This is a genomic window from Nocardioides sp. zg-1230, assembly GCF_013155335.1.
Taxonomy (GTDB): domain Bacteria; phylum Actinomycetota; class Actinomycetes; order Propionibacteriales; family Nocardioidaceae; genus Nocardioides.
Window position 1 is genome coordinate 703,676 of the sequence record NZ_JABJQZ010000004.1, and the last position, 17,104, is coordinate 720,779.

The 17,104-nt window shown below is 71.6% G+C and carries 21 protein-coding genes; 15 read left to right on the forward strand and 6 right to left on the reverse strand.

Annotated features, from left to right (window positions below; genetic code table 11):
• Nucleotides 1–7: 7 nt before the first annotated feature.
• The 8 genes from HOO61_RS15310 (at nucleotide 8) to HOO61_RS15345 (ending at nucleotide 6,326) form a co-directional block, all read left to right on the forward strand.
• Entirely contained in the window at nucleotides 8–421 is a 414-nt protein-coding gene (locus HOO61_RS15310) for a hypothetical protein (RefSeq protein WP_172259827.1), read from the forward strand.
• Between the two features lie 31 nt (nucleotides 422–452).
• Nucleotides 453–998, forward strand: coding sequence for an NYN domain-containing protein (locus HOO61_RS15315; protein WP_172259829.1), 546 nt, complete (start codon nucleotides 453–455; stop codon nucleotides 996–998).
• 53 nt (nucleotides 999–1,051) lie between these two features.
• On the forward strand, nucleotides 1,052–1,975 hold the full coding sequence (locus tag HOO61_RS15320; protein ID WP_172259831.1) for an ABC transporter ATP-binding protein: 924 nt from the start codon (nucleotides 1,052–1,054) through the stop codon (nucleotides 1,973–1,975).
• Nucleotides 1,975–2,844, forward strand: a complete 870-nt coding sequence (locus tag HOO61_RS15325) for an ABC transporter permease (protein ID WP_172259833.1) — start codon at nucleotides 1,975–1,977, stop codon at nucleotides 2,842–2,844. The genes HOO61_RS15320 and HOO61_RS15325 overlap by 1 nt, the downstream gene beginning before the upstream one ends.
• Before the next feature lie 10 nt (nucleotides 2,845–2,854).
• Nucleotides 2,855–3,109 carry a helix-turn-helix transcriptional regulator gene (locus HOO61_RS15330; protein ID WP_172259835.1) on the forward strand — a complete coding sequence of 85 codons (255 nt, stop codon included), beginning with the start codon at nucleotides 2,855–2,857 and terminating at the stop codon, nucleotides 3,107–3,109.
• Between the two features lie 10 nt (nucleotides 3,110–3,119).
• Nucleotides 3,120–3,725, forward strand: a complete 606-nt coding sequence (locus tag HOO61_RS24210; protein ID WP_172259837.1) for an acVLRF1 family peptidyl-tRNA hydrolase — start codon at nucleotides 3,120–3,122, stop codon at nucleotides 3,723–3,725.
• Between the two features lie 94 nt (nucleotides 3,726–3,819).
• Nucleotides 3,820–5,178 carry an HNH endonuclease gene (locus HOO61_RS15340; protein WP_172259839.1) on the forward strand — a complete coding sequence of 453 codons (1,359 nt, stop codon included), beginning with the start codon at nucleotides 3,820–3,822 and terminating at the stop codon, nucleotides 5,176–5,178.
• Between the two features lie 350 nt (nucleotides 5,179–5,528).
• Nucleotides 5,529–6,326 carry an aminoglycoside phosphotransferase family protein gene (locus HOO61_RS15345; protein WP_216658922.1) on the forward strand — a complete coding sequence of 266 codons (798 nt, stop codon included), beginning with the start codon at nucleotides 5,529–5,531 and terminating at the stop codon, nucleotides 6,324–6,326.
• On the opposite strand, the gene HOO61_RS15350 is transcribed toward HOO61_RS15345, so the two are convergent.
• Both HOO61_RS15350 and HOO61_RS15355 read right to left on the reverse strand, forming a co-directional pair.
• A complete protein-coding gene (locus HOO61_RS15350) occupies nucleotides 6,323–6,643 on the reverse strand; it encodes a multidrug efflux SMR transporter (RefSeq protein ID WP_172259841.1) in 321 nt (106 codons plus the stop codon). The two genes, HOO61_RS15345 and HOO61_RS15350, sit on opposite strands and share 4 nt — an antisense overlap.
• Complete coding sequence (locus HOO61_RS15355; RefSeq protein ID WP_172259843.1) at nucleotides 6,643–6,990, reverse strand: SMR family transporter; 348 nt, start codon at nucleotides 6,988–6,990, stop codon at nucleotides 6,643–6,645. The genes HOO61_RS15350 and HOO61_RS15355 overlap by 1 nt, the downstream gene beginning before the upstream one ends.
• A gap of 87 nt (nucleotides 6,991–7,077) precedes the next feature.
• Here HOO61_RS15355 and HOO61_RS15360 point away from each other — a divergent pair, with 87 nt between their 5' ends.
• Entirely contained in the window at nucleotides 7,078–8,007 is a 930-nt protein-coding gene (locus HOO61_RS15360; protein WP_172259845.1) for a phosphotransferase, read from the forward strand.
• 16 nt (nucleotides 8,008–8,023) lie between these two features.
• Here the strand turns inward: HOO61_RS15360 and HOO61_RS15365 are convergent, their stop codons facing one another.
• Nucleotides 8,024–8,947 (reverse strand): neutral zinc metallopeptidase, encoded by a 924-nt coding sequence (locus HOO61_RS15365; protein WP_172259847.1) that lies wholly within the window; start codon nucleotides 8,945–8,947, stop codon nucleotides 8,024–8,026.
• 109 nt (nucleotides 8,948–9,056) lie between these two features.
• On the opposite strand from HOO61_RS15365, the gene HOO61_RS15370 reads away from it, so the two are divergent.
• The 4 genes from HOO61_RS15370 to HOO61_RS15385 are packed head-to-tail and all read left to right on the forward strand — an operon-like array spanning nucleotide 9,057 to nucleotide 14,192.
• Nucleotides 9,057–10,655 (forward strand): ABC-F family ATP-binding cassette domain-containing protein, encoded by a 1,599-nt coding sequence (locus tag HOO61_RS15370; RefSeq protein ID WP_172259849.1) that lies wholly within the window; start codon nucleotides 9,057–9,059, stop codon nucleotides 10,653–10,655.
• Nucleotides 10,656–10,681: 26 nt separating this feature from the next.
• Complete coding sequence (locus HOO61_RS15375) at nucleotides 10,682–11,467, forward strand: enoyl-CoA hydratase/isomerase family protein (RefSeq protein WP_172259851.1); 786 nt, start codon at nucleotides 10,682–10,684, stop codon at nucleotides 11,465–11,467.
• Nucleotides 11,468–11,522: 55 nt separating this feature from the next.
• The gene (locus tag HOO61_RS15380) at nucleotides 11,523–13,412 is read left to right on the forward strand and encodes an ABC transporter ATP-binding protein (RefSeq protein WP_253942399.1); all 1,890 of its coding nucleotides are present in this window, start codon (nucleotides 11,523–11,525) and stop codon (nucleotides 13,410–13,412) included.
• A 9-nt stretch (nucleotides 13,413–13,421) separates the two neighbouring features.
• Entirely contained in the window at nucleotides 13,422–14,192 is a 771-nt protein-coding gene (locus HOO61_RS15385; protein WP_172259853.1) for an SDR family oxidoreductase, read from the forward strand.
• Here HOO61_RS15385 and HOO61_RS15390 read toward each other — a convergent pair.
• Entirely contained in the window at nucleotides 14,136–15,029 is an 894-nt protein-coding gene (locus HOO61_RS15390) for an SURF1 family protein (RefSeq protein WP_172259855.1), read from the reverse strand. The genes HOO61_RS15385 and HOO61_RS15390 overlap by 57 nt on opposite strands.
• Nucleotides 15,030–15,099: 70 nt before the next feature.
• Between HOO61_RS15390 and moaA the strand changes: the two genes are divergently transcribed.
• Nucleotides 15,100–16,089 carry a GTP 3',8-cyclase MoaA gene (moaA, locus tag HOO61_RS15395; protein ID WP_172259857.1) on the forward strand — a complete coding sequence of 330 codons (990 nt, stop codon included), beginning with the start codon at nucleotides 15,100–15,102 and terminating at the stop codon, nucleotides 16,087–16,089.
• A 29-nt stretch (nucleotides 16,090–16,118) separates the two neighbouring features.
• Here moaA and HOO61_RS15400 read toward each other — a convergent pair whose 3' ends face one another.
• Nucleotides 16,119–16,322 (reverse strand): acetone carboxylase, encoded by a 204-nt coding sequence (locus HOO61_RS15400; RefSeq protein WP_172259859.1) that lies wholly within the window; start codon nucleotides 16,320–16,322, stop codon nucleotides 16,119–16,121.
• Between the two features lie 164 nt (nucleotides 16,323–16,486).
• Nucleotides 16,487–16,777: a DUF3099 domain-containing protein gene (locus HOO61_RS15405; RefSeq protein ID WP_172259861.1), complete on the reverse strand. Its 291-nt coding sequence runs from the start codon at nucleotides 16,775–16,777 to the stop codon at nucleotides 16,487–16,489.
• Nucleotides 16,778–16,853: 76 nt separating this feature from the next.
• Here HOO61_RS15405 and HOO61_RS15410 point away from each other — a divergent pair, with 76 nt between their 5' ends.
• The gene (locus HOO61_RS15410) at nucleotides 16,854–17,066 is read left to right on the forward strand and encodes a dodecin (protein WP_129473603.1); all 213 of its coding nucleotides are present in this window, start codon (nucleotides 16,854–16,856) and stop codon (nucleotides 17,064–17,066) included.
• Nucleotides 17,067–17,104 lie beyond the last annotated feature (38 nt).

Here is a 17,104-nt window from a genome sequence, read left to right on the forward strand (position 1 = left end):
TCGCCTCATGGATCCCGAGGTCGACCCCCACAACGTCGAGTTCAGCGCCGTCGAGCTCAGCGAGATCGAGTTCGACCACGAGGAGCTGCGGGTCTTCTGGGACCTCGCCCGCTTCCACGCCAAGCTCAACGCGGCGCCGACCTACTTCGGGCCGACGACGCTGGAGTCCGTGCCGCCCCCGGCCTGGGCGTACGGCGACTCGGCGGAGGAGTCCGACGCCTACGTCGAGACCGTGCTGGCCGAGGAGCGGGGCAGCACGACCGCCGCCGTGGCGGACTACGCCGGCGACCTGCCCCAGGCCGGCGTGCTGTCGATCCTGTGCGACGGCTCGGGCAGGCCGCGGGCGCTGATCGAGGTCAGCGACGTGACCGTCACCGGCGACGACGTGACCGAGTCGTTCGAGGTCGTCTACCAGGCCTGAGCCACGCGACGGCGTGTGGGAGAGTCCTCGCATGGCTGAGCGGATGACCTACCTCCTCGTCGACGGGGAGAACATCGACGCCACCCTGGGCACCTCGATCCTGGGCCGGCGTCCGCGTCCGGAGGAACGGCCACGCTGGGACCGGCTCCTGGAGTGGGCCGAGCGGGCCTTCGACCAGGACGTCACCGGCCTGTTCTTCCTCGCCGCCACCACCGAGCTGCCGATCAGCTTCGTGCAGGCGCTGCTCGCGATCGGTTTCAAGCCGATCCCGCTGAGCGGCGAGGGCAAGGTCGTCGACATCGCCATCCAGCGCACCGCCGAGGCGCTCGTCCAGCGCGAGGCCGACGTGGTGCTGGTCAGCCACGACGGCGACTTCGTCGACCAGGTCTCCGCGCTCTGCGACGGCAGCAGGCAGGTCGGCGTCATCGGCTTCACCGAGTTCGTCAACGCGCAGTTCCGCAACCTCCCGGGTCTGCGGATCTTCGACCTCGAGTACGACCTCGGCGCGTTCAACACCCCGCTGCCGCGCACCCGGGTCATCCCGATCGACGAGTTCGACCCGCTCGACTTCCTGTGAGGCTGATGTAGCACCCTTGCTACAGGGATAGCACGAGTACTACCTTCGTGGGCATGGCCTTCGTCGCGCCCGTCATCACGGTCCGCGACCTGCGCATGCGGTACGGCGACACCGACGTGCTGACCGGGCTGGACTTCACGATCGGCGCGGGGGAGGTGGTCTGCCTGCTCGGGCCCAACGGTGCGGGCAAGACGACGACCATCGAGATCCTCGAGGGCTTCCGCGAGCGATCGGCCGGCGAGATCGACGTGCTGGGTGAGGACCCGCGCCGCGCGAGCGAGGCCTGGCGCGTTCGCACCGGTGTGGTGCTCCAGTCCTGGCGGGACCACGCACGGTGGACCCCGCGCAGCCTGCTCGACCAGGTCGGCGGCTACTACGCGACGTACTCCACACCCGATCGACGGCGCCCGGTGCCCACCGAGGAGCTGCTGGAGGTCGTCGGCCTCGTCGACCTCGCTGACCAGAAGATCGCGACGTTCTCGGGCGGCCAGCGTCGCCGGCTCGACGTCGCCATGGGCATCATCGGACGACCCGAGCTGCTCTTCCTCGACGAGCCCACCGCAGGCTTCGACCCGCAGGCGCGCCGCGAGTTCCACCAGGTCGTGCACCGGCTGGCCGACCTCGAGCACACGACGATCCTGCTCACGACCCACGACCTCGACGAGGCGGAGAAGCTGGCCGACCGGGTGCTGATCCTGGCCGGCGGGAAGATCGTCGCCGACGACACCGCCGAGCAGCTCGCCCTGCGGGCGGCGCTGGGGGTGGAGGTGAAGTGGTCGCGCGGGGGCGAACGGTTCGTGCACTCGACCGACGACGCGACCGAGTTCGTCCGCCGGCTGCTCAATGAGCAGGGCGATCCCGTCACGGACCTCGAGGTCCGCCGCGCCAGCCTCGAGGACGCGTACCTCGACCTCGTCCAGCGTTATGAGTCCGGTCAGTCCGACGAGGCCGTCCGCGCCTTCACGGAGGTGGTCTGATGTCCGACCCGTCGGCCTCGTCGGCCGTCACGCGCGCCGTACGCCTGGGTCTCCGGCGCGGCTGGACCGAGTTCATGCTCAGCCTGCGCAGCTCGCAGGACCAGTGGTTCTACCTGTTCACCGCGGCCCTCGCGGTCGGCTACCTGTACCTCCGTCGGGACACCCCGGTCGACGACACCGGTCTCATGCTGCCGTCGGTCGCGCTGCCGAGCATCCTCGCCGGGCTGATCGCGTTCGGGCTCGTGATCGGCCCTGCCTACAGCCTGGCCATGGAGAAGGAGGACGGCACCCTGCTCCGCGCCAAGGCGGTGCCCCACGGCCTCGTCGGCTACTTCTCGGGTCAGCTCGTGCTCCACTCGGCGAGCCTGGTCCCGCAGACGGTGGCAGTCCTGGTGCCGAGCTTCCTCCTCTTCGACGACCTGATGGCCCACCCGAGCGGCTGGTTCACCGTCGCCTGGGTCCTGGTGCTCGGCCTGCTCGCGACGCTGCCGATCGGGATGATGATCGGTGCCCTCGTCCCGAGCGTCCAGAAGGTCGGGATGTGGGGGATGCTGCCCGTCATGGTCCTCGCCGGGATCTCCGGGATCTTCTACCCCGTGCAGGAGCTCTGGGGCTGGGTCCAGGTCGTGGCCCAGGTGTTCCCGATGTACTGGCTCGGACTCGGGATGCGATCCGCCTTCCTGCCCGACTCCTACATGGTCGCCGAGATCGGTGGCTCGTGGCGCACGCTCCAGACCGTGGCCGTGCTCGGCGCCTGGGCGATCGTCGGCGCGCTCGTCGCACCGACGCTGCTTCGCCGCATGGCGCGCCGCCAGTCGGGGTCCCAGGTCGCAGCCGCGCGCGAGGCTGCGACACAGTGGGTCAGGTGAGGTGGGCCCCGTGAGCGACTCCGTGCACAACCGCATCGCCCTGCTCCGCGCCGAGCAGGGGGTGAGTCGACGCGACCTCGCCACCGCACTGGGGGTCCACTACCAGACCGTGGGCTACCTCGAGCGTGGCGAGAACAGCCCGAGCCTCGACCTCGCCCTGCGCATCGCGGCCTTCTTCGGCGTCCCCGTCGAGGCGGTGTTCTCGCTGACCCCGTTCCCGCGGGTCAGCGACCAGTCCACCCGCCCCGAGGTGCCGACCGGCTAGGTTCAGGCGCGTGCCCGAAGTCCTCGTCCCGTCCGCGCGATGGGAGCGGTGGGTCGCCAACTTCGCGACCGGCCACGGCGGGGCCGAGCTCTCGGTATCCGGGGGCGCGCTGCGCGGCGACGCCGCCGACGGGTCCCACTTCGCCGCCCGCCTGCCGTTCGCGACGACGTACGACGGCGCGGCTGAGGCAGCCGACTTCGCCGCGGCCGCCGTGGCGCCGGGGGAGTGGGGCGTGCTGCTCGTGCGCAAGGGCGGCTTCGCCGTGGCCCGGATGAGCGGCGCCGCACTCGTCGAGCACAAGGTCGGCCAGCGGCACGTGCAGGGGCGCACGAAGGCCGGCGGCCAGAGCCAGCAGCGCTTCGCCCGCCGCCGGGACAACCAGGCCCGGCAGGCCTACGAGGCGGCCGCCGACCACGCCGCACGGATCCTCGGCGGCGTCCGCCTCGTCGTGGCCGGCGGGGACCACGCTGCCGTCGACGCCGTGCTCGACGACCCGCGCCTTTCGTCGGTCACGCGTGTCGACCCGTGGCTGCCGGTGCCCGACCCGGGGCGGGCGGTCCTCGACCAGGCGGTGCTCCAGGCGCAGTCGATCGCCGTGGACGTCGTCAACGCCTGACGAGCCCGTCGGGTCGTGGCTCCAAGTTGTCCACCGATGTCCGTCGATGCGTTGACCGATGAGGAGTCGCATGAGATGATCGAACACACGTTCGATGACTCGGGGAGATGAGATGGCGGCTCAAACAGACGGGCAGGTGTGGCAGGCCGAGGACCTGCACGCCCTTGCCGATCTGCTCGCCGACCTGCCGCCCGGTGCCACGCCGGTCGACCAGCTCGACCAGCTCGAGGCCCTCCAGCGAGTCAAGTCCGCCGTCGCGGCCGCCCAGGTTGTCGTGGCGGCCACCTTCGCTGACGCCGGCGACAGCGAGGACGTTCCGGTACGCGGTCGGCGCAGGCCGCCGCGGGCGATGTCGATCGGCGCCGAGGTCGCGCTCGCCACGATGGCCAGTCCTCACGCGGGCGAGCGGCGGGTGCTGCTCTCGCGGCGGCTGCGTGACCACCTCCCCCTCACCTTGGCGGCACTGGCCCGCGGGGAGCTGACCGAGGAGCGTGCCTTTGCGATCGCGCGTGAGGTGGCCCACCTCACCCCCGAGCAGCGCAGGGAGGTCGACGCCGACCTCGCCCCACGGCTCGCCGGCCTGGGCGACGTCCGCCTGCGTCAGGCGGTGCGCCGCTCCTGCCTCACCCACGCCGCCGAGTCCGAGACCCGCCGCCACGCCCGCGCCCGTGCCGAGCGCCGGGTCACCTCGCGTCGCCTCGACGACGGCACCGGCCAGCTCATCGCCACGCTGCCGCTCGAGGTCCTCGCCGCGGTCCGCGCGGCCCTTGACACCGCCGCCGCGACCGCCCGCACCGAGGGCGACGCGCGCACCGCCGGGCAGGTCCGCGCCGACACCCTCGCCGCCCGGATCACCGGCGACGAGACCGTGACCGAGCCGGTCCCGGTGCGCGTGAACCTCGTCATCGGCGTCGAGTCCCTCCTCGGTGAGGGCACCGAACCGGGTCTCGTCCTCGGTGAGGGGTTCCTGCCCGCCGCCCTGTGCACCGCCTGGGTACGCCGCGCCAGCGCGGCGGCCAAGGCCACCCTCCGGCGGCTCTTCGTCACCCCGGCCGACCGGGCGCTGGTCGCGATGGAGTCCACCAGCAGGCGCTTCGACGGCCTCCTGGCCGAGCTCCTCGACCTCCGCGACGGCGGCACCTGCCGCACCACCGGCTGCAACGCCCCGATCCGGCACCACGACCACGTCACCCGCGTCGCCGAGGGCGGTCCGACCGAGGCCGGCAACGGCCAGGGCCTGTGCGAGCGCTGCAACTACCTCAAGGAGTCACCCGGCTGGACCTCCTGGGTCGCCGACCCCGGCGACACCCGCCTCCACGAGGTCCACGGCGTCACCGAACACCTCCGCATCACCCGCTCCACCTCACCGCCACTGCCCGGCGGCCCAGCCGGAACCGTCGGCTACTCCCCACTCGAGCTCAGGCTCGCCAGCAACTACACCCTCGCTTCCTAGGCGTCGGACCCGCAGCCCGTCGTCAGGCCGCGCACCCTCGCGCGGCAGTGCTACCGATGGCATAGTTCGACTTCTCGACACTGAGGGGGAATCATGCAGGTGAATCTCACGCGTGATGTCGTACCGGAGCGTAGGCGGTGGGCGCGATGACCTACCTCGTCTTGGGACTCGTCGCTCTGCTCATCGGTCTCGTGATCGAGAACGTCCTCCGCGGGCCCGTGAAGGCAACCAGGACCGGCAGCCAGGCTGGTCACGGCGGTCACGGGTCGGACGGCGGTGGCGGCGGCGCTTAGTCGTTGATCGCCGAAACCCACTCGTGGCTCGGCCAGTGCTCGTGTGAGGGTGCTCGTGTGGCGAACGACGAGGTGCTGAACCGAGCGGGCGAAGTGAACGAGCTGTTCCGCACCATCGAGCTGACCGCCGAGACGGTCACCCGACCCGCTGGGCCACGCACGCCGACCGTGCACTCGTTCCTGCGGCATGTTCGCGCGAAGGGCCTGGACTGTGTCCCCGAGCCGGTTTCGCTGGACGGCGAGACCGACACGCTCCGCTTCATCGAGGGCGAGAGCGGCGGCGACGCGTGGCAGCACCAGCACGACGAGCACGGGCTCCGATCGGCGGCACACCTCCTGCGGCGCATCCACGACGCCTCCTCTGACTGGGTCCCACCCGACTTCGCCGTCTACGCCGCACCAGGAGTCGAGGACGAGGACGTCTTCGTCCACGGCGACCCCGGCCCTTGGAACTTCGTCTGGCGGGACGGACAGGCTGTCGCGCTCATCGACTGGGACTTCCTCCATCGCGCGCCCAGGCTCAGCGACGTCGCGTACGCCCTCCAGTGGTTCGCCCCGTTCCGGGACGACCAGGCAGCCCTCGACTGGCACCACTTCCCGGAGATCCCCGATCGGCGAGCGCGCATCGAGGCATTCCTCGACGCCTACGGGACCCCGGCCGACTTCGACGTCGCTGACGCCGTCGTCCAGCGCATCCGCTACACCAGCGAGCACGTCCGGTTCCTCGCCGCCCAAGGACACGAACCCCAGAAGACATGGGTCGCCGAGGGCAGCGTGGAGACAGAGGAACGTGCCGACATCGCATGGATCGAGGAGAACAGGTCGCTGTTCGGCCCCTGCGTCGTCGAGGGCTAGCGGGCCGCGCCGATCTCCACGAGAAGCACGCCGCTGACGATGAGGGCGATACCGCCCATCATCACTGGCGTGAGGGGTTCATGGAAGAGGACCCTGGAGGCGACAGCGGTCAGGGCCACACCGGAGGCCGCCCAGATGCCGTAGGCGACACCGAGGCCGAGGCCCTCGTCGAGTGCCAGCGTCAGGAAGGTGAAGGCGAAGAGGTAGCCGACGGCCACGGCGGCGTAGTAGGCGCGTCGTCCACTCGCAGCCATGCGCAAGGAGATGGTTCCGCCGACCTCGAAGACGATGGCTCCTGCGAGGAACAGCCACTGCATCAGCGGGCTTCCTGGGTGTGCCGGTGGGCTTGCTGGGAGCCGATTTCGACGGTCAGGACGCCCGCCATGATGAGGACGACGCCGAGGCCCATGAGAGCGGTGAAGGCTTCGTCGAAGATCAGCGACGACATCAATGCGGTGGTGGCGACGCCGAGCGCAGCCCAGACACCGTAGGCGACACCAAGGGCCATGCCCTGGCGCAGGACGAGCGCGAGGAGTGTGAAGGAGGCGAGGTAGCCGACGGCCACGACGACGTAGAGCGCTGGATGGTCGAGTGCGCCCTTCAGGGACAGCGTGGCGGTGACCTCACAGAGGATGGCTGCCGCGAGCAGCAGCCACCTGGTCACGATCTCTCCTGGCGGTCAGGCATGCCCCCGAGCCTAGGTGCAGCGGCTGGCGAAGATCCGCGCCCTGCGTGCGCTAGGTTCGCGCGCATGGACGGTTCCACCGTGGCGGGCTGGCAGCCGGAGCCGGGCTGGCAGCGGCTGCCGGGGTCCGGTCCCGCGACCGTGGGCCTGTGGTCCGCCACTCACCAGGGACGCGACGTGGTCGTGAAGCGGCTGCAGGCTCCCGACCTGCGCGACGCGCCCGGGGTGCTGGCGCCGGGCGACGTGAATTACTGGCGGCGGGCCGCCGACGTCGCGCTGAGTGGGGTGGTGGCCGACGCGCCGGGGCTGCGCGAGGCGCCCGTCGTACGGGTCGACGAGGACGAGGAAGGCATCACCCTGGTCCACGAGCGCGTCGAGACCCAGGACCCGCCGGGGTTGTGGCTGGCGGCCTGCCTCGGGCGCTTCGCCGCCGTCGACCTGGGCGGGCACCCGTGGCTGGCCCGCGACCAGCTGCGCAGCAGGCTGCGCCTCGTCGAGCGCAGGGGAGGCTGGCGCACCCTGGCCCGCACGCCGGTGTCCGACATCGCCGATCACCTCTGGTCACGTCGCGAGAAGTGGCTCGACCGCTGCGACGCCCTCCCGCAGGTGGCGCAGCACGGCGACCCGTCGGCGGCCAACATCCCCGGCCGGCACGGTGACGGAGCCGTGGCGATCGACTGGGCGCACCTCGGCCGGGGGCCGGTCGGCGCCGACCTCGGCTACCTGTCGCTGGCGACCCGGGAGGACGTCGAGCCGCTTGTGGAGGCGTACGTCGCCGCGCTGCCCGCGGGCCTCGCGGATCGCGCCGCCGTGGTGACCGGCGCCCGCGTCATGGCCGTCTACACCGCCCTGACCCGCCTGGACTGGGCGCTGGCGCGGGTCGCGGACGGGGAGGGAGCGCTGGCCGGGAAGTTCCGCCACCCCAGCGTGGCGCCGTACATCCGCTCGATGCAGCGCCAGGTAGGGCAGATCGAGGCGCTGCTCGAGGACCGCTGAACCCGTCGGGTGAGGCTCAGAGCGACGAGGCGGAGAAGGTGTCGCAGGCCTCGAGGGTGCCCTCCTGGTAGCCCCGGGTGAACCACGCCATCCGCTGCTCCGACGAGCCGTGGGTCCAGCCCTCGGGGTCGACGCCCTGCCCGGACTTCTGCTGGATCCGGTCGTCGCCGACCGCCTTGGCCGAGTCGAGGGCCTCCGCGATGTCTCCCTCGTCGAGCGTGATCAGCTCGCTGTCCTCGGCGTGGGCGGTCCACATGCCGGCGTAGCAGTCGGCCTGGAGCTCGAGGCGTACGGCGTCGGAGTTGGGCCCCTGCTGGGTGCGGACCTGCCCCATGGTGCCCATCAGGTTCTGGACGTGGTGGCCGTACTCGTGGGCGAGCACGTAGGGCTCGACGAAGTCGCCGCCCTGGCCCCCGAGCTGGCCCTCGAGCACGTCGGCGAAGAAGGTGGTGTCGAGGTAGATCTGCTGGTCGGCCGGGCAGTAGAACGGTCCGACCTGCGAGGTCGCCTGGCCGCAGCCGGTGTTGACGCCGCCGCTGAAGGTGATGGTCTGGGCGGGCGCAAGCTCGGCGCCGGCCTGCTCGGGCAGCGTGGCGCCCCAGTACTGCTCAAGGGAGAGCAGCACCGCCTTGCGGGCGCAGTCCGCATCCTCGTTGGCGTCGGCTCCGGTGCGGCAGTTGGCGTAGCGCTCGCTGTCCTGCTCGATGCCCGCGGGGGTCCCGCCCTGGCCGGTCGGGTCGATCCCGGTCCCGCCGCCGCCGCCACCGCCGACGCACTGGGTCAGCACCACGAACAGGATGATGATGAGGATGCCGCCGATGCCGCCGCCGGCTCGGGTGCCGCCGGGCAGCGGCATCCGCATCGGGCCGCCGCCACCGCCGCCGCGGCCCGCGTCGCTGACCCGGCCTCCGCTGATGTCGGCTCTCGGGTTGAAGCGCATGGGTGTTGCCTTTCCGCAGGTCATGACGGTCGGAGCGACCTCGTGGGCAGGTTAGCGCGTGCGTCGCCGATGGGGCTCTCGCCTCCACCCCTTCGTAGGATGTCGCCCGATGATCACCGCCCAGAAGCTCGAGGTCAGAGCCGGCGCGCGGCTCCTCATGGAGGACGTCACCTTCCGCATCGCCGCGGGCGACAAGGTGGGCCTCGTGGGGCGCAACGGAGCCGGCAAGACGACCCTCACCCGCATCCTCGCCGGCGAGGGCCAGCCCGCCTCGGGACAGGTCCTGCGCAGCGGTGAGGTGGGCTACCTCCCGCAGGACCCCCGGGTCGGCGACCCCGAGGTCATCGCCCGCGACCGGATCCTGTCGGCCCGCGGCCTCGACGACGTCGTACGCCGCCTGCGCGAGGCCGAGGTCGACATGGCGAGCGAGGACCCGAAGGTCCACGAGCGCGGCATGAAGCGGTGGTCGCGCGCCGACGCCGAGCTGCACGCCGGTGGCGGGTACGCCGCCGAGTCCGAGGCCGCGCAGATGGCGGCCGCCCTCGGCATCGAGGAGCGGCTCCTCGCGCAGCCGATCGGCACGCTGTCCGGCGGCCAGCGGCGCCGCGTCGAGCTGGCGCGCATCCTCTTCTCGGGCGCCGAGATCATGCTCCTCGACGAGCCGACCAACCACCTCGACGCCGACTCCATCGTGTGGCTGCGCGACTTCCTCAAGGCGCACCGCGGCGGCTTCGTGGTCATCAGCCACGACAACGCGCTGCTCGAGGCGACGGTCAACAAGGTCTTCCACCTCGACGCCAACCGCGCCGTCATCGACATCTACAACATGGGCTGGCACAACTACCTCACCCAGCGCGAGGACGACGAGAAGCGCCGCAAGCGCGAGCGCCAGAACGCCGAGAACAAGGCAAAGGTGCTCACCGACCAGGCCAACAAGATGCGCGCCAAGGCGACCAAGGCCCAGGCCGCGCAGTCGATGCTCAAGCGCGCCGAGAAGATGATGGCCGGCATCGAGACCGAGCGGCAGGCCGACAAGGTGGCGCGGATCGCGTTCCCCGAGCCCGCGCCGTGCGGCAAGACCCCGCTCATGGGCACCGAGCTGTCCAAGTCCTACGGCTCGCTCGAGGTCTTCACCGCCGTCGACCTCGCGATCGACCGGGGGAGCCGGGTCGTCATCCTCGGGCTCAACGGTGCCGGCAAGACCACGATGCTGCGCATCCTTGCCGGCGTCGACCAGCCCGACACCGGCGAGGTCGTGCCGGGCTACGGGCTCAAGATGGGCTACTACGCCCAGGAGCACGAGACCCTCGATGTGAACCGCACCGTCCTCGAGAACATGCACAGCGCGGCGCCCGAGCTCACCGACACCCAGGCGCGTTCGGTGCTGGGGTCGTTCCTCTTCTCCGGCGACGACGCGCACAAGCCCGCCGGCGTGCTGTCCGGCGGTGAGAAGACCCGGCTCGCGCTGGCGATCCTGGTGGTGTCGAGCGCCAACGTGCTGCTGCTCGACGAGCCCACCAACAACCTCGACCCGGCCTCCCGCGAGGAGGTGCTCCACGCGATCCGGAGCTACACCGGCGCGATCATCCTGGTCACCCACGACGAGGGCGCGGTGCGCGCCCTCGACCCCGACCGGGTGCTGCTGCTGCCCGACGGCGACGAGGACCTCTGGAGCGAGGACTACGCCGACCTGGTCTCCCTCGCGTAGTTACTGACCAGTAGTACGCTGCGGCCATGACTCCCGAAGAGCTCGCCGCGGTCGGCCTCCGCCTCGACGTGGACGGCGCGGTCGCCACGATCACCCTCGACCGCCCCGAGGTCCGCAACGCGCAGACGCCCGCCATGTGGCTGGCGCTCGCCGAGGTCGGTGCCGCCCTTCCCGACGACGTACGTGTGGTGGTGGTGCAAGGGGAGGGCGAGACCTTCTCCGCCGGCCTCGACCGCGCCATGCTCGACCCGGCCAACGCCGGGGAGGGGACGGTCCTGGGCCTGCTGGCCCTGAGCGACGAGGAGGCCTCGGCCCGGATCGAGGAGTTCCAGCGCGGCTTCACGTGGCTGCGCGACCCGCGGTTCGTCTCGATCGCCAAGGTCCGCGGGTACGCCATCGGCGCCGGGTTCCAGCTGGCCCTCGCGTGCGACCTCCGGGTGGTCGCCGACGACGCGAAGCTCTCGATGAAGGAGTCCGCCCTCGGCCTGGTGCCCGACCTCACCGGCACCAAGCCGCTGGTCGAGCACGTCGGCTACGCCAGGGCGCTGGAGATCTGCGCGACCGCGCGCGTGGTGCCGGGGGAGGAGGCCGTCCGCATCGGCCTCGCCACTACCTGTGTGCCCGCGGCCGAGCTCGACGCAGCCGTCGCCGACCTCGCGGCAGCGATGTGCGCGCCCATGGCGGGCGTCGTCCCGGAGACCAAGAGGCTGCTGCAGGGAGCCGCTGACCGCGACCTCGCCGAGCAGCGGCGCCTCGAGCGGGAGGCGCAGGTACGCCGCTTCCGCGCCGTCGCCGCGGCCTTCGCGGGCTGAGGAACAATGAGGTCCCGCCGGTGGTTCACGGTGATGGACCTCAGGAGGAGCAGGCATGTCGATGGGACCGGGCGCAGGTGGCCCCCCGTGGCGGCACCTGCGCAGTGACCGGAGCGTCGTCGACAGCAAGATCGAACGCCGCACGCTGCGCCGGGTGCTCAGCTTCGCGCGCCCGCACCGGCGGCTGATCGCTGCGTTCCTCGGGGTGACGGTGGTCGACGCGGCGCTGGTCGTGGTGCCGCCGCTCCTGCTCAAGGCGATCATCGACGACGCCGTGAGCACGGGTGACACGGCGATGGTGATCTGGCTCGCCCTCGTCGTCGCGCTGGTGGCCGTCGTGGACGCCGGCTTCGGCCTCATCACGGGCTGGCTGTCGAGCCGGATCGGTGAGGGGCTGATCTACGACCTCCGCACCCGCGTCTTCGCGCACGTGCAGCGGCAGTCGCTCGCCTTCTTCACCCGCACCCAGACCGGCGCGCTCGTCAGCCGTCTCAACAACGACGTCATCGGCGCGCAGCGAGCGTTCACCTCGACGTTGCAGGGCACGGTCTCCAACATCATCGCGGCCGTCGTCGTGGGCGTGACGATGCTGTTCCTCAGCTGGCCGGTGACGGTGCTCTGCCTGGCGCTCTTCCCGATCCTGCTGATCGCCTCGCGGCTCGTGGGCAACCGCCTCGCCGACCTCTCGCGCCAGCAGATGGACGGCAACGCCGACCTCGGCAACGCCATGACCGAGCGCTTCAACGTCGGCGGCGCCATGCTCCTCAAGCTCTTCGGACGCCGCGAGGCCGAGGACGTCGCGTACGCCCATAAGGCCGCGGTCGTGCGCGACCTCGGGGTGCGGATCTCGCTGCTCACCCGCATCTTCTTCGCCGCGATGACGCTCGTGCCGGCGCTGGCGACCGCGCTCGTGTACGGCATCGGTGGCTGGCTGGCCATCCGCGGCGACCTCTCGGTCGGCACCATCGTCGCGCTCGGCGTGCTGCTGACCCGGCTGCTGGGGCCGCTGCAAGGCCTGTCCAACGTGCGCATCGACGTGATGACGGCACTGGTCAGCTTCGACCGCGTCTTCGAGGTCCTCGACCTGCCGTCCCTCATCCAGGAGAAGCCCGACGCCGTCGCGCTCGCCCCGTCGGCCTCCCGCCTGGAGTTCGACCACGTGGCGTTCACCTACCCGCGCGCCGACGAGATCTCCCTCGCCTCGCTCGAGACCGTCGCCCGCAGCGAGTCCCGCGACACCGGGCAGGTGCTCCACGACGTCACCTTCACCGCCGAGCCCGGCCAGATGGTCGCCCTCGTCGGCCCCTCGGGCGCCGGCAAGACGACGGTCACGCACCTCGTCGCCCGGCTCTACGACGTCGAGTCCGGTGCCGTGCGCGTCGGCGGGCACGACGTGCGCGACGTCACGCTCCAGTCGCTGGAGGACGTGGTCGGCTACGTCACCCAGGACGCCCACATGTTCCACGACACGATCCGCGCCAACCTGCTCTACGCCCGCCCCGCCGCGTCGGAGGCCGACGTGTGGGCCGCGCTCGAGGCCGCGCAGATCGCGTCCCTCGTGCGGTCGCTGCCCGACGGGCTCGACACGGTCGTCGGCGACCGCGGCTACCGCCTCAGCGGGGGAGAGCGGCAGCGGCTCGCGATCGCCCGCCTGCTGCTCAAGGCGCCCGCCATCGTCGTCCTCGACGAGGCCACCGCCCACCTCGACAGCGAGTCCGAGGCCGCCGTCCAGCAGGCGCTCGACGCCGCGCTCGAGGGACGTACGTCGCTGGTCATCGCGCACCGGCTCTCCACGGTCCGCAACGCCGACCTGATCCTCGTCCTCGACGACGGCCGCGTCGTCCAGCAGGGCACCCACGCCGAGCTGCTCGCCATTGGCGGCCTCTACGCCACCCTCCACGCCACGCAGTTCCGTGAGGATCGGTCCGAGGTCGTCCCCGGCTAGGGTCGAGGAATGGACCTGCAGCTGGCCGATCGCGTCTTCATCGTCACCGGCGGGGCCCGCGGGCTCGGTCGGGCGACCGCAGACGTGCTGGTCGCCGAGGGCGCGCGCGTCGTGCTGTCCGGTCGCTCGCAGGAGTCGCTCGACGAGGCGACCGCCGCGCTGGACGAGGTCGCGGGCCGCCGCGCCGCGGTCGGTGTCGTGGCCGACAACGCCGATCGCGAGACGCCGCGCCGGCTGCTCGCGGCCGCGGACGACGCGTTCGGCCGCGTGGACGGCGCGCTGATCAGCGTCGGCGGCCCGCCCAAGGGGCCGGTCGCCGAGATATCCGACGAGCAGTGGAGCGCGGCCTTCGAGTCGGTGTTCCTCGGCGCCGTGCGCCTGGCGCGGGAGCTCGGCGCCGCCCTTCCGGCCGGCGGGTCGCTGGGCCTCGTGCTGTCCTCGAGCGTGCGGGCGCCACTGCCGGAGATGGCGATCTCCAACGGCCTGCGCCCGGGCCTGGCGATGGTGGCCAAGACGCTGGCAGACGAGCTCGGCCCGCGCGGCGTACGCGTCAACGGGTTCCTGCCGGGCCGGATCGCGACCGAGCGCGTCGCGGAGCTGGACGCCTCGACCGGGGACCCCGAAGCGGCCCGGCAGGCCGCCGTGGCGACCATCCCGCTCGGTCGCTACGGCGACCCCGCGGAGTTCGGGGCGGTCGCTGCGTTCGTGCTGTCGCCGGCGGCGTCATTCCTGACGGGCGTGATGCTCCCGGTCGACGGTGGTCTGCTCCGCGCCCTTTGATTCGTCTGCGGCGTCGTCCGGAGCGTCGTCCGGGGCGAGCCGCTCGCGCCACGTACGTCGTCGGGGCCGCGCCGGCTCGGGGTCAGGCGCTGCCTGGTTGCCCCAGGGCCCGCGACCGCCGCGCCACTCGTCGTAGATGAGGAAGAAGAAGCCGAAGATCGCCAGGGCGCCGAAGAACCACCACTGCAGCCCGTAGAAGAAGTGCGGGCCCTCGTCGAGCTCGGGGAGCTCCACCGGCTCCAACGGAGTCGCGGGTTCGGGCGACTCGGACCGGAGGTCCACCCAGCCACCGAGCACCTCGCGCCCCAGTGCCTCGCCGATCTGCTCGCTGTCGATGGCGCGGGTCGACTGGTCGGTGACCGCGGTGCTGTCGCCCTCGGCGTCGCGGCGCACCCAGCCGGTGATGTCGACCTCGCCGTCGGGCGGGGCGGGCACGTCGGCGGTCGACGCGCCGCGGTTGTCGGTCGCGAACCAGCCGCGGTCGACCAGCAGGCTCGTGCCGTCGGCGAGCTCGAGGGGGACCACCACGTCGACGCCGGCCGCACCCTCGCGGGTGCGGTAGCGCACGATCACGGTGTCCTCGACGGCGTAGGTCCCAGTGGCCTCGACGATGCGCCACTCGTCGGCCGCGACCACCGGCCGTCCCGGCGCCAGGACGTCCGTCACGGGGTCGGCGCCGGCCTTCTCGTTGCGCTCGATGATCTCGTTGCGCTCCTGGCGGTCCGCGAGCCGGTGGAACTGCCACTCACCGAGCCGCCAGGCGACCCACGCCAGGAAGACGACCACGAGCGCGAAGGCGATCCAGCGGCGCGAGACCAGGAACCGCAGCTTGTGCACCCGGCGAGGTTATCCGCCCAGTCCTGAGCGTCCGGCGGGTGGTGCAGCCCCCGTCGTTAGACTTGTGACCGTGACGACACCCCTGGCGGATCGCTTCGGCCGTGTGGCGACGGACCTGCGGGTCTCGTTGACCGACCGGTGCAACCTGCGCTGCAACTACTGCATGCCCGCCGAGGGCCTCGACTGGCTGCCCACCGAGCAGACGCTGAGCGACGACGAGGTCGTCCGGCTGATCACGATCGGCGTCGAACGCCTCGGCATCCGCGAGGTGCGCTTCACCGGCGGTGAGCCCTTGCTGCGCCGGGGGCTGGTCGACATCGTCGCTCGGACGCACGCGCTGGGCGTCGAGACGTCGCTGACCACCAACGCCCTCGGCCTCGTGCACACCGCGCAGGCCCTCGCCGACGCCGGGCTCGACCGGATCAACGCGAGCATCGACTCGGTGCGGCCGGAGACCTTCGCGACCATCACCCGGCGCGACCGCCTCACCGACGTCGTCGCGGGCCTCGAGGCAGCGAAGGCCGCGGGGCTCGGGCCGATCAAGCTCAACGCCGTCCTGCTGCGCGGCACCAACGACGACCAGGCCGCCGAGCTGCTCCGCTGGAGCATCGACCACGGCTACGAGCTCCGGTTCATCGAGCAGATGCCGCTCGACGCCCAGCACGACTGGAGCCGCGCCGCCATGGTCACCGCCGACGAGATCCACGAGGCGCTCGCCGCCGAGTTCACCCTGACGCCCCACGGCGCACCGCGCGGCAGCGCCCCGGCCGAGCTCTTCGACGTCGACGGCGGACCGGCGACCGTCGGGATCATCGCCTCGGTGACCCGCCCGTTCTGCGGTGACTGCGACCGCGTCCGGCTCACCGCCGACGGACAGGTGCGCAACTGCCTGTTCGCCCGCGAGGAGTCCGACCTCCGGTCGGCGCTGCGCTCCGGCGCCGGCGACGAGGAGATCGCCGAGCGCTGGGTCATCGCGATGCGCGGCAAGCGTGCCGGCCACGGCATCGACGACGAGACCTTCCTCCAGCCCGACCGCCCCATGTCCGCCATCGGTGGATGAGCGGAGACGCGTCAGCTCAACGGCGCACGTCAGTCCGCCGGGCGGTGCGGTACGACGTCCTTGAGGAACCCGCGCGCACCCAGGAAGTCGGATAGCGAGGCCCGGTGCTCGTCGCAGGCGAGCCAGGACTTGCGGCGCTCGGGCGTGTGGATCTTCGGGTTGTTCCACTGCAGGTCCCACACGGCGTCGGACTGGCAGCCCTTGGCCGAGCAGATGTCGCGGTCGAGGTCCATCGTCGTCCTTCCGCACATGAGAAGTGCCGGACAGCCACGGGGGGAAGCTGTCCGGCACCTCGGTCGCTGACGCAGACGGGGGATGCTGCGCTCGCTGCAAAGATCATTCCATGGGACTGGGTGAAAACCAAACTTTCGACACACCCGTGTCGTGTCGTGTTTCCTCAGTCTTCATCGTCGTGTGCCGTCAGTTCGTGGGCTCCCGCGTTGCTCGGCAGGCTGAATCCGTCGTCGCGCTGGTCGTTGGCGTTCGCCATGACCACGGCGAAGAGTGGCAGGAAGACCGCTGCGCCCACGAGGACCCACCGCAGGGCCCCCGGGCCGACCGCCACCGCCGCGACGAAGCACACCAGCCGGATGGTCATGGAGATGGCGTAGCGACGCTGTCGCGATCGCATGTCGTCGGCGGCGCTGCTGCGAGCCGTGGTGATGCGCACGGCATCGGACTTGGCCATGCTCGGAGTCTACGTCGCTAGGCTCGCAGATCCACGGGCCCGTGACGGTCCGCACAGCCGTCGAGCAGGAGGAACCATGACCAACCGCACCTACCGCGTCACCGAGATCGTCGGCACGTCGCCCGACGGCATCGACCAGGCGATCCGCAACGGCATCGAGCGTGCCGGCCAGACGCTCCGCCACATCGACTGGTTCGAGGTCACCCAGGTCCGTGGCCAGGCCAAGGACGGGGCCGTCGAGCACTTCCAGGTCGGGATGAAGGTGGGGTTCCGCCTGGAGGACGAGTGACCGGATTGACCGATACCCCCCGGTAATCACTAGCGTCG

Coding starts and splice junctions, on each gene's coding strand:
- HOO61_RS15310 (WP_172259827.1), top strand. CDS start 8: ATGGATCCCGAGGTCGACCCCCACAACGTCGAGTTCAGCGCCGTCGAG.
- HOO61_RS15315 (WP_172259829.1), top strand. CDS start 453: ATGGCTGAGCGGATGACCTACCTCCTCGTCGACGGGGAGAACATCGAC.
- HOO61_RS15320 (WP_172259831.1), top strand. CDS start 1,052: ATGGCCTTCGTCGCGCCCGTCATCACGGTCCGCGACCTGCGCATGCGG.
- HOO61_RS15325 (WP_172259833.1), top strand. CDS start 1,975: ATGTCCGACCCGTCGGCCTCGTCGGCCGTCACGCGCGCCGTACGCCTG.
- HOO61_RS15340 (WP_172259839.1), top strand. CDS start 3,820: ATGACTCGGGGAGATGAGATGGCGGCTCAAACAGACGGGCAGGTGTGG.
- HOO61_RS15350 (WP_172259841.1), bottom strand. CDS start 6,643: ATGCAGTGGCTGTTCCTCGCAGGAGCCATCGTCTTCGAGGTCGGCGGA.
- HOO61_RS15360 (WP_172259845.1), top strand. CDS start 7,078: ATGGACGGTTCCACCGTGGCGGGCTGGCAGCCGGAGCCGGGCTGGCAG.
- HOO61_RS15365 (WP_172259847.1), bottom strand. CDS start 8,947: ATGCGCTTCAACCCGAGAGCCGACATCAGCGGAGGCCGGGTCAGCGAC.
- HOO61_RS15370 (WP_172259849.1), top strand. CDS start 9,057: ATGATCACCGCCCAGAAGCTCGAGGTCAGAGCCGGCGCGCGGCTCCTC.
- HOO61_RS15375 (WP_172259851.1), top strand. CDS start 10,682: ATGACTCCCGAAGAGCTCGCCGCGGTCGGCCTCCGCCTCGACGTGGAC.
- HOO61_RS15380 (WP_253942399.1), top strand. CDS start 11,523: ATGTCGATGGGACCGGGCGCAGGTGGCCCCCCGTGGCGGCACCTGCGC.
- HOO61_RS15385 (WP_172259853.1), top strand. CDS start 13,422: ATGGACCTGCAGCTGGCCGATCGCGTCTTCATCGTCACCGGCGGGGCC.
- HOO61_RS15400 (WP_172259859.1), bottom strand. CDS start 16,322: ATGGACCTCGACCGCGACATCTGCTCGGCCAAGGGCTGCCAGTCCGAC.
- HOO61_RS15405 (WP_172259861.1), bottom strand. CDS start 16,777: ATGGCCAAGTCCGATGCCGTGCGCATCACCACGGCTCGCAGCAGCGCC.
- HOO61_RS15410 (WP_129473603.1), top strand. CDS start 16,854: ATGACCAACCGCACCTACCGCGTCACCGAGATCGTCGGCACGTCGCCC.